Origin of the sequence: Aquipseudomonas ullengensis (assembly GCF_014174475.1) — a bacterium.
Lineage (GTDB): Bacteria > Pseudomonadota > Gammaproteobacteria > Pseudomonadales > Pseudomonadaceae > Aquipseudomonas > Aquipseudomonas ullengensis.
In genome coordinates this window covers 112,683-125,950 of sequence record NZ_JACJUD010000008.1, presented here as the reverse complement: position 1 = coordinate 125,950, position 13,268 = coordinate 112,683, and the positions used below count along the sequence as shown (strand labels likewise).

Annotated in this window: 12 protein-coding genes; 3 read left to right on the top strand and 9 right to left on the bottom strand. The window is 62.6% G+C overall.

What is annotated here, in order from left to right:
* The first annotated feature begins 227 nt into the window (after positions 1–227).
* Both H3H51_RS20375 and H3H51_RS20370 read left to right on the top strand, forming a co-directional pair.
* Positions 228–1,853: an AMP-binding protein gene (locus H3H51_RS20375; RefSeq protein WP_183090914.1), complete on the top strand. Its 1,626-nt coding sequence runs from the start codon at positions 228–230 to the stop codon at positions 1,851–1,853.
* Between the two features lie 13 nt (positions 1,854–1,866).
* Positions 1,867–2,742 (top strand): alpha/beta fold hydrolase, encoded by an 876-nt coding sequence (locus tag H3H51_RS20370; protein ID WP_183090913.1) that lies wholly within the window; start codon positions 1,867–1,869, stop codon positions 2,740–2,742.
* 84 nt (positions 2,743–2,826) lie between these two features.
* On the opposite strand, the gene H3H51_RS20365 is transcribed toward H3H51_RS20370, so the two are convergent.
* Complete coding sequence (locus H3H51_RS20365) at positions 2,827–3,687, bottom strand: acyl-CoA thioesterase (protein WP_183090912.1); 861 nt, start codon at positions 3,685–3,687, stop codon at positions 2,827–2,829.
* A 104-nt stretch (positions 3,688–3,791) separates the two neighbouring features.
* On the opposite strand from H3H51_RS20365, the gene glcE reads away from it, so the two are divergent.
* A complete protein-coding gene (glcE, locus tag H3H51_RS20360) occupies positions 3,792–4,799 on the top strand; it encodes a glycolate oxidase subunit GlcE (RefSeq protein ID WP_183090911.1) in 1,008 nt (335 codons plus the stop codon).
* On the opposite strand, the gene H3H51_RS20355 is transcribed toward glcE, so the two are convergent.
* The 8 genes from H3H51_RS20355 to H3H51_RS20320 form a co-directional block, all read right to left on the bottom strand.
* On the bottom strand, positions 4,796–5,248 hold the full coding sequence (locus H3H51_RS20355) for a PaaI family thioesterase (RefSeq protein WP_183090910.1): 453 nt from the start codon (positions 5,246–5,248) through the stop codon (positions 4,796–4,798). The genes glcE and H3H51_RS20355 overlap by 4 nt on opposite strands.
* An 11-nt stretch (positions 5,249–5,259) precedes the next feature.
* On the bottom strand, positions 5,260–6,552 hold the full coding sequence (locus tag H3H51_RS20350; protein ID WP_235981437.1) for an MFS transporter: 1,293 nt from the start codon (positions 6,550–6,552) through the stop codon (positions 5,260–5,262).
* A gap of 206 nt (positions 6,553–6,758) precedes the next feature.
* Complete coding sequence (locus H3H51_RS20345; protein ID WP_183090908.1) at positions 6,759–8,408, bottom strand: AMP-binding protein; 1,650 nt, start codon at positions 8,406–8,408, stop codon at positions 6,759–6,761.
* 4 nt (positions 8,409–8,412) lie between these two features.
* Positions 8,413–9,243, bottom strand: coding sequence for an SDR family NAD(P)-dependent oxidoreductase (locus tag H3H51_RS20340; RefSeq protein ID WP_183090907.1), 831 nt, complete (start codon positions 9,241–9,243; stop codon positions 8,413–8,415).
* A 12-nt stretch (positions 9,244–9,255) separates the two neighbouring features.
* Positions 9,256–10,029 carry an SDR family NAD(P)-dependent oxidoreductase gene (locus H3H51_RS20335; RefSeq protein WP_183090906.1) on the bottom strand — a complete coding sequence of 258 codons (774 nt, stop codon included), beginning with the start codon at positions 10,027–10,029 and terminating at the stop codon, positions 9,256–9,258.
* 68 nt (positions 10,030–10,097) lie between these two features.
* Positions 10,098–10,841: an SDR family NAD(P)-dependent oxidoreductase gene (locus H3H51_RS20330; RefSeq protein ID WP_183090905.1), complete on the bottom strand. Its 744-nt coding sequence runs from the start codon at positions 10,839–10,841 to the stop codon at positions 10,098–10,100.
* On the bottom strand, positions 10,841–12,142 hold the full coding sequence (locus H3H51_RS20325) for an acyl-CoA dehydrogenase family protein (protein WP_183090904.1): 1,302 nt from the start codon (positions 12,140–12,142) through the stop codon (positions 10,841–10,843). The genes H3H51_RS20330 and H3H51_RS20325 overlap by 1 nt, the downstream gene beginning before the upstream one ends.
* A 33-nt stretch (positions 12,143–12,175) precedes the next feature.
* Complete coding sequence (locus H3H51_RS20320; RefSeq protein WP_183090903.1) at positions 12,176–13,240, bottom strand: phosphotransferase family protein; 1,065 nt, start codon at positions 13,238–13,240, stop codon at positions 12,176–12,178.
* Positions 13,241–13,268: the final 28 nt, after the last annotated feature.

The following is a 13,268-nucleotide window of genomic DNA, read 5'->3' as shown; positions in this document are numbered from 1 at the left end:
TTGTTATCGGGTTTCAGGCGAGTTCAGGGTGGACTCTTCGAGAGAGTATTGACCCCCCATCCAGACTGCGGCAGACTCTAAAAAATGTCAAACAGTCAGTTTTAGCCCACCAATGGCCAAAGCGGCCGACGCTGAAGCAACCTGACTGCTGGCCATGGTAACGGAACTGCCTCTCAATTCAGGCTCGACGAGAGGCGCCTACAAAAACAACATCGAGGTCCAGATATATGTCAACACGCGAACCCGGCTGGAGCACTGATCAGGTCGATACCATCAACGCCGTGCTGCAACGCTCCGCAGAGAAGTATGGCGACCGACAGTTCCTCGAGTTTCTTGGCGAGACCTACAGCTTCGCCGAACTGAACCGGACAGCCTGTCGTCTTGCCAACGGACTGAGCGCCTTGGGTATTTGTAAAGGGCAGACGGTAGTAACCATCCTCGACAACTCGGCAGATGCCGTAGCCATCTGGTTCGCCATCAACAAGCTTGGCGCGATAAGCGTGCCCGTAAACACTGCGCTCAAGGGGGACTTCCTACGCCACCAGGTATCGGACGCCGATGCTGCCGTAGTGATCGCCGAACACGATTATGCCGAGCGCGTGGCCAGCATCGCCGACAAGCTGCCGAAGCTGGAAACCCTGGTCTATCGCGGCAACACGCCCGACCTTGTGTTTAACAAACAACTGCTGCCCTGGACCAGCATTCTCAGCGATGACACCAGTGAGCCAGACGTTGACGTAGAGCCAGGTGACCTGGCCATGCTCATTTATACTGGCGGCACTACTGGCCCGTCCAAGGGCTGCATGATCAGTCACAACTATACGTGCAGCCTGGCGCGGCAGATGCTGATGATCACAAATCGAGATGAAACGACCATCACCTGGACTCCGCTACCGCTGTTCCATTTCAATGCCGTGGCTACCAGTATCCTGTGCAACATGATGGTCGGCGCTCAGGTCGCCATCTACCCGCGCTTCTCGGTTTCCAACTTCTGGCCGGAAATAGAGCGCACCGGCGCCAATGACGTAGGCCTGTTGGCGGCGATGATGCCGATGCTGGCCGGCGCGCCAGATAACGACTCGATGAAGCGCTGCTTCGGCCAGATCAAAGCAGTCTGGGGCGCGCCGTTCCCAGTGCCAGTGCAGCAGCAGTGGAAAGAACGCTTCGGCGTCACCCACACCGTCGTTGGCGGCTTCGGCCTGAGCGAATGCTCGCTGCCTACCATCCTGCCATTCGGTACTCCGATGCGTCCGAACAGCTCCGGCAAACGCAACACGGAATACTTCGACGTACGCATCGTCGATGACCACGACAACGAATTGCCGCCCAACACTCCCGGCGAGATCATCGTTCGGCCGCGCAAGCCACACATCATGTTCGAGGGCTACTGGAAGCGTCCGGAAGATACCCTCAAGGTCATGCGCAACATGTGGTTCCACACCGGCGACATCGGCATGTTCGACGAGGATGACTATTTCTATTTCCTCGATCGCAAGAAGGACTACCTGCGTCGCCGGGGCGAGAACATTTCCAGCTTCGAGGTGGAAAGCGCCTTCCTGCAGCACCCAGCCGTGGACGAAGTGGCCGCCCATGCAGTGCTCTCCGATCTGGGCGAGGACGAATTGAAGGTGACCATCACTCTCAAACCGGACACCGTGCTGAGCGAATTAGACTTGTGCAGCTGGGCGGCCGAGCAAATGCCCTACTACGCAGTCCCGCGCTATATCGAGTTCCGTAGTGCTCTGCCGAAGAGCCCGCTGGGCCGCATCTACAAGTTCCAGCTGCGTGATGAAGGCGTCACCACCAGCACCTGGGACCGTGAAAAAGCCGGCTTCAAGCTTGCAAAGCGCTGAGGAAACGGACGCGATGAAAGTGCGGATCTGGTTCAAAGGCGCCAGTGGGAACCGCCTCGCGGTGGATCTCTCCGGCGCCGGGAGCGCCCCTACGGTAGTGCTCCTCCACGGTGGCGGGCAAACCCGCCACTCTTGGGCGCGCGCCCACCAGATCTTGGCCGAAAAAGGTTACCGCGCGGTGTCAGTGGACGCCCGCGGCCATGGCGAATCCGACTGGGTCGAGGACGGCGATTACAGCCTGGAGGCCCAAGTCGCTGACCTGCTGGCGGTGATCAAAGCTCTGGGTGGTAGCCCTCCAGCTTTGGTCGGCGCTTCCATGGGCGGCACCCATTCGCTGGTGGCCTGCGGGCGCTATCCAGACATCGCCAAGGCACTGGTACTGGTGGACGTCACGCCGCGCCTTGAGCCCCAGGGTATTGAACATATCCTTGGATTCATGACCCAGCACCCGGACGGCTTCGCTTCGTTGGAGCAGGCCGCCGAAGTGGTTGGCGCCTACAACCCCAACCGCCCTCCACCCAGTGATCTCAGCGGCCTCGCCAAGAATCTACGCCAACGCGACAACGGCCGCTGGTACTGGCACTGGGACCCGCGCTTTATCGCCGGCAACCATCTGGAAAAGGTCGCGCATATTAGCCAGACGATGGCGGCGGCAGCTGCGACGATCCAAATACCCACCCTGCTGGTACGCGGCCGTCAAAGCGACGTGGTCAGCCCAGAAGGCGTGGAGGAACTGCGCCATATGCTGCCGTTGGCTTTCGTCGATATCGAGGGCGCTGGACACATGGTCGCTGGCGACAAGAACGACCGCTTTAACGCCGCCATTATCGACTTCCTGCGGGAACACCATCCGTTGCCACAGGAACAGCAGACAGACACAGGGCTGTAGCTGTCCAGGCCCTGCACTCCCCTCATGCCCTCACCCCAATCATCTCGCGGAGGGAAAAGGGCAGCCCATTCAGGTAGGCCCTCCCTACTCCCGCTCCCCAACAAGACAATCCTGGGCAATGGATGCCACCAGGTTGCGCGCCCGGTCATATACCCGTGCCTGGGTAAGGCCGCGCCCCCGCTGCATGCTTGGGCTCTCGCAGACGAATAACAGCCAGTCATCGGCCACCACTGGCTGGTGGAACCATAAGGAATGGTTGAGGCTGGAGACGAACAGTCGGTCCCGCGCGTGCTGGATAGGCACGTGGTAGCTGATTGCCGCCGAATTGATCCAGTAGTCGCTGAGATAGGCCAAGGCCTGGGCGTGCACTGCAGGCGATGCCGGCAGCCGCTCGCGCAGCTTCAACCAGTAGGCGATGGCCGGCTCTCCGGCGCATTGCCGCAGATAGCGCTGCGGCTCGACGATGCGCAGCTCCACGAACGGCCTGACAAAGCGTGCCCAACGACCGTCTTCGATGACATCCAGCGCCTGCAGCTCTTCTGGCCCGGGCAGTTCGGCCACCGTTTCCATGTGACAAAAGCCACTGATCGGCGCCTGCAGGGTGACTTGCGCATCCACTACCCGACGTGCTCCCTGCTGGCCGCTGACATGCAAGCTGGTGAAACGTTTGCCCTTCTGCAAGGGCGTCACCCGGTAGTGCAATGGCTGGTCGGTGCGCGCTCCCTGGAGGAACAGGCAATGCAGTGTCGCAGGCATCAGCTCCGGGCTGCAGCGCTGCGCGATGGCCAATACCTGCCCCAGCAGCTGGCCGCCGAACACCCGACCATTGAGGTTGGTGTCGTGGGTACTGGCCAGGAATGAACCGCAAGCTTCCTGCTCCAGCACAAACAGCTCCGCCAGGTGTTTCTGGCTCCAGTTCTGTGGAGCTAGCACTGCTGCAGTCATGAAATCCGTACTCCGAAAACTGGCTTTTCAAGCCCTGGTTGATGGCTGTGAAACTAACCAATAAACTGACACATAGTCAATTATTGAAATCAGCCAGGACAGCGATGAAGGATCACGACGCCAGTGCACAGATGATCGACACCATCCGTTCCGCCCAGGCAAGGAGTGCCAAGCTGCGAATCAGCGGCGGCGACAGCAAAACCTTTCTGGGTCTGGGCACTTCAGGAGAAACCCTGGACAGTCGCAACCACAGTGGAATTCTCGAACTCGACCCAACGCAACATTGGATTCGCGCACGAGCAGGCACAGCGTTGCAGGAGCTCAGCGCCACCCTGGATGAACATCAGTTGATGCTCGCCTTTGAGCCACCGGCGTTCTCAAACAACGCCACAGTCGGTGGCATGGTTGCCACGGGCCTGGCCGGCCCTCGCCGGCCCTGGGCCGGTGGCGTGGCGGAGCACCTCCAAGGCGGCAGCTTGATCGATGGCACGGGGCAGATGCGCCACTTTGGTGGCGAGGATATTCCGAGCCGACTGGTGGCTGGCAGCCTTGGCCGCCTGGGTGTGATATCCGAGATATGCCTGCGAGTACGACAAAAGCCTCGCCAGAGCCTGACTCTGCGCCTGGAAATCAGCCAGTCATTGGCCCTGCACCAGTTCCACAGCTGGATGCGCTACTCCTCCCCGCTCAGCGGAAGCTGCCACACCGGCGATGCGCTCTATCTACGCCTGGAAGGCACTCCGGAAGCAGTGAAAAGGGCAAGAAGCCTGATTGGCGGCGAAGAAACTAGCGACAGCCTGTGGGACGATCTGCGCGAACAGCGCCTGAGCTTCTTCCGTGACCCGCGCCCGCTCTGGTGCATTCATGCGAACGCAAGTGTCCCGCAGCGGAAGTTGCCGGGGCCGGTGCTTCTGGACTGGGGCGGCACCCAGCGCTGGCTAAAAAGCGCCGAGCCGACACTGGTGATCCAGCGCCACGCTCAGGCCCTGGGTGGCCAGGCGATCTGCTTCACCCCGGACGGCTGCGCGCCAGGCCTAGCTCAGCTGCCGGAAGCAGAGGACATGCGGGCGCTCCGGAAACAGCTGGACCCGCAGGGCCTGTTCTCCCGCTAGGCTGCCGGCGTCTTGCGATTCACGTACTTGAAGGTGCCCGACGCGGTGGCGAGCAACTCGCCCGCTTCGTTACGCACCTCGCCATCGCAGAACGCCAAGGACTTGCCGCTGGAACGCAGGAAACCCCTGGCTACCAGCAGGTTGCCGCTAATGCCGCCAGGACGCATAAAGGTGGTCTTGAGTTCCACGGTGACGCAGCTGCGGCCGCTGCCATGACCCAGTGTGCAGCAGGCCAGCACGACGTCCATCAGGGTCATCAACAATCCACCGTGGGCTGAAGCCCCACCATTCATGTGATGATCCTTGAGGCGTAGGCGCAGAGTTGCGCCCTCCTCGTCGAACTCCGGTGTGCCATAGATCGCCAAGTGCGTCAGGAAGGGATCCATACCTTGCAGGGGTGGAACACTGGCCGCATAGGCGCTGACTTCTTGGACATTTCTGCCGCTCATTTCCGTACTCCTCACGCCTGGTTACGGGCAAGGCCCGACAAGTCGTCATCGGGCCGCTGGCTAGCCTGCTCGGCCGGCTCCGGCTGGTCGAACTTCGGGTAGCGGCCTAGGGTGAGAATCAGCACCGAGCCCAAGGCGAAGGTGATGACACAGTGGGTCAGCAATCCGGAATAGGAACCGGTCTGGGCATATAGATAGGCGAAATACAGCGGTGCCAGGGCGGCCCCCAGGCCAATGAAGCCCATATGCAGGCTGAAGATGCGGCTGTAGTCACGCATCCCGAAGTAACGGGCCATAAGAAAAGCAGCGATGTCCATTTCCGCCCCGGCACCTAAGCCGACCAGTGCCGAGGCCAGCATCAGACTGTGCAAGTGGGTGTCCACCACGGAAAACATCAGGCAGCCCACCGCCGGCATCGCCAGCACCACAAAAGCCACGCCGGGCGCCCACAGGCGATCGACCAGGTAACCCACCACCACCCGCCCGAAAATCAGCGAGGCGCCGTAGATACTGAAGGCTAACGCCGCGTCACTGGCAGACAGGCCCTTGTCGCGCAGCATCGGAATGGTATTGGTGACCATGCCGACCATCGCAGTAACGGACATCAGCAGAGCGACGTTGCACAGCCAGAAGCGTGGTGAACGGGCGGCCTCGCCCAGCGACAAACCAACGAGCCTGGACGGCCCGCCTACGGCATGAGTGGCTACGGCGATGACCGGGCTGTCGCTGCGCATCCAGAAAATCGACAGCGGCATAGTGATCAGCAGCGGCATAAGCGCGAGAACCCAGTAGCCGGCCTTCCAGCCCGCCAGCCCGATGACCCAACTAAGCAGTGGCGGCAGGACCAATGCAGCGCTGCCGGTACCACAAAGAATGATCGCCAGCGCCAAGCCACGGTTGCGGTCGAACCAGAGGTTTACCAGTTGTGTCCAGGTCACCATGGTCGTACCCATCCCGGCGAAAGCCAGCAGGGTGTAACAGGCATAAAGCTGCCAGACCTCTGTGACGAAAGTGACCAACCAATAAGCCAGCGACAGCCCGAGCAGCGAGAGGATAGCCACAGGGCGCAAGCCATAGCGGCGGATCAGCCAGCCGCTGATCTGCACGGCGATGACGGTCGCGACAAGCAGAAAGGCAATGGTCGGTTGGATCACTTCACGTGACCAGCCAAGACCTTCCTGCAGCGGCAGCACCAGGGAACCGAAGGAATAAAGCGGAACGACGGACACAGAAGTACCGATTCCCAGCAGTGCCAGGATCAGGATGCGCCAACCCTGGCGAAATTCGGTGAGGTCGATCGCCATGGATGGACCGGATTTATGCTGGGAACTCATGCGTGGATACCCCACTCAGCCGTGTTGTTGTTTAGCCGGATTCTATACCTGCCAAATCAATAAATGACACTCTTTAATTTTTTGCCGTTTGTGTAGCTCAGCAAGGACGCTCGATGCTTGAGTGCGACGCCCCCATCAGCAATCACGCCTGACAGGTATCGCCGCACTTCAGCGAGTCAGCGTTTGGTGAAGGTTAGGTTGGCCTTAACCCTGTCCCAGGTCTGCGGGGTAACCCCGTCATCGCGTAGCTGGTACTTGAGGATCCGCCCTACAGGGCTGCGCGGCAGGCTGGAGCGGAACTCGATAAAGCGCGGTACCGCGTAGTACGGCACGCGATCGATGGCCCAGCGGCAAAGATCTTCTTCGCTGAGCGTGCTGCCCGCGCGCAGCACGGCGGTTACCTTCACCTCGTCCTCCGACAGTTCGGAGAACACCGCGTGAACCGCCACTTCCTCGATCTCCGGATGGGCAATGAAGCTGCGCTCCATCTCGAAGCCGGAGATGTTCTCGCCGCCACGGCGCATGTAGTCCTTCTTGCGGTCGAGGAAGAAGAAGAAACCATCCTCGTCCATCTTGCCGATGTCGCCGGTGTGGAACCACATGTTGCGCATCACCTTGAGGGTGTCGGCCGGGCGGTTCCAGTAACCCTCGAACATCACGTGGGGCTTGAGGGGCCGCACGATCAGCTCGCCGGGCGTGCCATAGGGCAGTTCGACGTCAAAATCGTCGACCACCCGGATATCAAACGAGTCGCAGCGGCGCCCGGCGCAGTTGGGTTTGTCCGGCTGGCCGAAAGGCAGCAGGGTGACGATGGCGCATTCGGTGAGGCCGAAACCAGCCCCGCCTACCGTGTGGCGTACGCCAAAACGCTCGCGCCAGCGCGCCTGCAGCTCCGGCGGGAAAGGCGCCGAATAGACCTTGTTGAGCTTGCCGTAACAGCGCTTCATGGCCTCGTTGTCCGGAGCGTCGGCCAACAGCGGGCCCATCGAGGCCAGCAGGTTGGCCTCGTTGGCGCCACTGCGCTCGATATCGGCCCAGAATCCGGAAACCGAAAATCTCGGGTAGATCACAGCGCGGGCGCCGATCATCAGGTTGCACAGGACGGTCGTAACCGTGGCATTGAGGTGGAACAGGGGCAGTGGCGTCCAGGTGATGGACTCAGGCGTACGCCCATGGGCTTCTATGATCTGCCGCGCCTCGTTGCAGGCGTTGTTGTGGCTGATCATGCAGCCCTTGGACGGGCCGGTAGTGCCGCCGGTATAGATGAGCATGCTCAGGTCGCTGGGCAGTACTTCGACCTGGGGATCGCTGCTGTCTTCGCTGCGCAGCGCCTCCAGGCAGACCAGTGTCTTCCCGCTGAGATCCGCGACAGGCGCGGCGCCACGGTGGGCGATGTACTTGAGATGCGGCAGCTGATCCTTGACCAGGGCAATGCGCTCGACGTACTCGGTCTCGGCAATCACCAGTTCGGCGGTCGCATCGGCGATCTGGTGACGCAGGAACTCGCCCTTGAGGGCGGTGTTCACCGGTACGCTGATGGCGCCCAGCTTGTTCAGGGCGAACCAGAGCAGTACGGCATCGGCGTTATTGTCGAGAAGGCTCACCACCGTCTGGCCCTTGACCACGCCCAAGGCGGCCAGGCCATTGGCCAGCCGGCAGCTTTCCCGCTGGATGTCGGCGAAGCTGTAGATATCGCCCTGCACGTCGAGGAAAAGACGCTCGCCATGCTCCCACGCCGCGCGACGCACCACGTCGTTGACGGTGTCCATCTGGCCGACGGACCAGCCCGGCAGCGCCTTATCGTTGAGTTGAATGGAAAAGCTCATGGTTTCAAACTCCGGATGGGTAGTGGCCGACCAGGCGTTGCCAGCGCTGTCCTGCCAGCGCTAGGGAACCTTCATGGGTCAGCACGTAGAAACGTTCTTCGCGAATGGCCGCAAGCAGCACTTCAGCCACGCTCTCGGCGCTCAGCACCGCCTTTCCCAGCGCCTGCTGGGTGCCCTGCTGAAAGGCCAGGGCGGCGCTCGAAGGCTCGGGGGCCTGCGAATGGGGATGGTCGCGTCCCGGCCCCGTGAGACCCGTGCGCACCAGCCCCGGGCAGAACACCGAAACCCCAATATTTGCCCCTTCGCTCACCAGCTCCAGGGCCAGGGATTCGGACAGCGCCACCAGCGCCGACTTGGCCGCCACATAGGGCGCGATAAAGGGAATGGCCATCAGCCCACCCATCGAGGCGGTGTTGACGATGTGGGCCGGACGGCCCTGGCGCAGCAGGCGCGGCACGAAGCTGTGCAGGCCATGGATGACCCCCATCAGGTTGACGTCCAGCACCCGTCGCCAGTTGTTCAGGTCGTGCTCCCAGCTGCTCCTGGGCCGGTCGCCGGTGATGCCGGCGTTATTGCAGAGAATGTCCGCCCCGCCGATGGCATCCACCTGGCGGGCCAGGGCTTCCACCGAATCGGCATCGGAGACGTCAACGGGAATTGCCAGCACCTTGCCGCCCTGACCAGCCAGACTGTCCCGCGCCGCTTCCAGCGCCGGGCCAGGCAGATCGCCCAGTACCACCCGCATGCCCTCACGCTGGAAGGACCGTGCCATGGCCAGGCCAAGGCCACTGGCTGCACCAGTGATAACCACAGTCTTGTTCGCAAACTCGCGCATCGCTCATCTCCCTCAGCGGACCGGCACAGTGCCGCCGTCGACACACAGGGTCTGCCCGGTAATAAAGCGCGAACCCTCCCCGGCGAGGAAGACCATCACCGGCGCCAGGTCCCGCTCGGCGTCACCCAGCTTGCCCCCCAGGGGGATTAGGCGACTGAGCATCTGGTCGTGGGCGGCGAGTTCCTCTGCACTCATCTTGGCCCGGTGGGCGTCGTACATGGGCGTCCAGATCATCGGCGCCAGGGCGTTCACCGTAATGCCATAGCGCGCCCACTCCTGGGCCAGGGTGCGGGTCCAGGCCAGCACCGCGCCCTTGGACGCGGCATAGTGGGCGGCGCCCGGCATGCCGTTGAGGCCGGCGGCGGAGCCGAAATTGATGATGCGCCCGCCCTGGTCCTGCAGATACGCAAAGGCCGCCTGGTTGGTGTGCAGGGTGCCACGCATGTTGACGTCGAAGATCAGGTCCCAGTCCGGCTGGCCAATGGTCTCGGCCGGCGCGGTACGCTCCACCGCAGCGACGTTCGCCAGCACATTGAGCCCGCCCAACCAAGCCACCGCCTCACGGAAGGCTTCGTCCACCTGGGCCTTGTCGGAGATATCGCAATGGAGGAACAGGGCATGTCCAGGGTGGCGGGCCTCCAGTTCATCGACTAGGGCCCTGCCCTGCTCGTCCAGCACGTCTAGGGAAACCACCCGCGCGCCTTCCGCTACATAGGCACGCACCACGCTGGCGCCTATACCGCGGGCGCCGCCGGTGACGATCGCGTTCCTGCCTGCTAGCTGCATGGCATCGACCTCTTGTTCTTGTTGTATGGAGTTGAAAGTACTCGTGGGTGGGCGTCAGCCCACCTGCGCTATGGCAAGCCGCCATCCACCTTGATCAGCGAACCGGTGGTGTAGCTGGAGTAAGGGCTGGCCAGGTAGAGCGCGGTCGTGATGATTTCCTCCGACTGACCCGGTCGACCCAAGGCGTTGGCGCAGCTCTGACGCATGTCCTCGGTCCAGGCCTTGGCGATGTCGGTCAGGAAGGGGCCGGCGGAGATGGTGTTCACCCGTACCTTGGGCCCATATTCCTGGGCCAGACCCACGCTCATGGCGTTCAGCGCGGCTTTCGCGCCGGCGTAGGGCACTATCTGCGGGGACGGGCGGATACCGCCGGTGCTGCTGATATTGATGATCGAGCCGCCCTCGCCGCCCGCCATGCGCTGGGCGACCAACGCACTCAGGCGGAACGGCCCCTTGAAGTTGAGGCCGAGAACCTTGTCGAACAGCTCCTCGGTCACTTCGTGGCTAGGCACTGCCGGCGACATGCCGGCATTGTTGACCAGCACGTCGATGCGACCGAACTCGGCGTAGACCACCTCCACCAGACGCTCCACTTCGGCCCACCTGCCCACGTGACAGGCGACGGCCAGGGCACGCCGGCCCAGTGCCCGCACTTCCTCGGCTACGGCTTCGCAAGCGTCCTGCTTGCGGCTGGCGATGACCAGGTCAGCGCCGCGTTCGGCGAACGCCTTGACCATCTGGTAGCCCAGGCCACGACTGCCCCCAGTGACCAGGATGACCTTGCCGGTCAGGTCGAACAGCTTGTCGCTCATCATTGCTCCCCCAGGATGTGGGCATAACGGGCGCGGGCAGCGGCGATCTTCGGCGGCAGGTGCTCGGAGGGGAACATCCCCTCGGCAGCCTTGTAGTTACGCAGCAGTTCTCGGGCGACGGTGATCTGGTGCACCTCGGTCGGGCCATCGGCCAGGCCCATGGTGGGCACGTTGTTCCACATGTAGGCCAGCGGCGTTTCGAAGGTGGCACCGAGGGAGCCGTGCAGATGGATGGCACGGCGGACGATCTCGTAGTAGATCTTCGCCATTGCCACCTTGACCATGGCGATATGGGCGCGCGCCTTGCGCGGGTCACCGTGGCTGTTGTCGATGATCCAGGCGGTCTTGAGTACCAGCAGACGGAACTGCTCCAGCTCGATCTGGGTGTCGGCGAGCATGGCCTGCACCGTGCCCTTCTCCGCCAGCAGGGTGCCCTGGGTAGAACGGCTGAGCGCGCGCTCGCACATCATGTCCAGTGCCCGCTGGCACTGGCCGACGGTGCGCATAGCATGGTGAATACGACCGCCACCGAGGCGAGCCTGGGCCACGGCGAATCCGCCACCAACCTCGCCAAGCATATGGTCCAGAGGTACCCGCACGTTGCTGTAGCGCAGATAGCCTTCGGTGGCCTCGTCCTGCTCCACACGCTCGCCCATGTGCGGCACGTTGCGGATGATTTCCAGACCCGGAGTCTCACGCGGCACGATGAACATGGACATGCGGCTCTGGATCGGCGCCTCCGGGTCGGTCACCGCCAGCACCAGAATGAACTCGGCGTAGCGGGCGTTGGAGGAATACCACTTCTCGCCATTGATCACCCAGTGGTCGCCCTCTTGCACGGCGGTGGTGGCGAATACCCGCGGGTCCGCACCGCCCTGAGGCTCGGTCATCGAGAAGCAGGAAACGATGTCGCCATCCAGCAGCGGCTGCAGGTAGCGCGCCTTCTGCTCGGGGGTGCCGAACATGGCCAGGATCTCGGCGTTGCCGGTATCCGGCGCGGCGGTACCAAAGACGGTGGGCGCCCAGAGGGATCGACCCAAGCGCTCGTTCATCAGCGCCAGCATGAGCTGACCGTAGCCCTCGCCACCCAAATGCGGGTCAAGGTGGCAGGCCCAGAGCCTCTGCTGACGCACTTTCTCCTGCAGGGGCTTGAGGATGGCGCGGGATTTCTCGTGACGCGTGTCGTAGACCACGCTCACCGAGGGATAGAGCACATCCAGCGGCTCCACTTCCTCACGCAGGAAGCGGTCGATCCAGTCCAGCTTGGCTTGAAATTCAGGGTCGGTAGAAAAATCCCACATCTGTCGTTCTCCAGTCAGGGGCGGCGGGCCGCGTCAGGCGGCTGCGATGAGTTGTCGGGCCTTGGCCATCAGCCAGGTGGCGTAGTCGTGCAGGTAGGCACCCATTTCTTTCGGGGCCTTGCCGATCAGTGAGCGCGCATAGGTGCCTTCGAGCAGGCAGGCGAGCTTGTAGCAGGCCAGCACGAAGAACCACGGCATGCTGGTCATGGAACGACCGCTCAGCTCGCCGTACAGGGCGATCAGCTCAGCGCGGCTCATGAAGCCATCCCAAGGCTCTACCACCGGCTTGGCGCCGGCACCACCCTCGGGGTCACCCGGCTCGCGCCAGGAGGTCAGCACCCAGGCCAGGTCCAGCAGCGGATCGCCAAGGGTGGAGAGTTCCCAGTCGATCAACCCGGAAATACGCGGGGATTCGAGGGAAAACATCACGTTGGGCCACTGGAAGTCGCCGTGGATGATGCCGATGCAACCGTCCGCGGGGACATTGTCGGAAAGCCAGCGGCCCACCTCGTCGACATGGGACAGCGAAGTCTCGCTGTAGCCGGGAGTGTCACGGTAACCGTCCAGTTGCGAACGCCAGCGCTCGACCTGACGGCCATGCCAATTATCCGGCCTGCCAAAGTCCGCCATGCCCAGCGCCTGATAGTCGAGGCGGCCCAATGCTACGGCGGCACGAACGAACTCCTCGCCCATCTGCCGACGCCAGCCGGCATCGCTGGCATAACGCCCCTGGAGAGGGCCTGCTGGGGAGAATCCTTCCAGCGGCTCCATCACGAAGAAGTTCACACCGATCACATCAGTGTCGGTACAGGCGGCCAGCAAGGCAGGATGCGGCACATCGCTGCCGGCCAACGCCTTGAGCACCTGCGCTTCACGCAGCATGGTGACATTACTGTTGGCACGAACGTGACGCGGCGGGCGACGCAGCACGAAGCGAGCATCGCCGCGCTGCATGAGGAACAGGTTGTTCTGTGAGCCGCCGGTGAGCTGGGTCACTGCGGTCACCGGACCGCCACCAGGCAGGCCGGCCGACTCGACCCAGGGAGACAGGGCTGCCCAGTCGAGCAGTCCGTCGAAATCGGGAAGGGTCGACGTCATCTGGCTCGCCCCCTGACTACCCGCACCG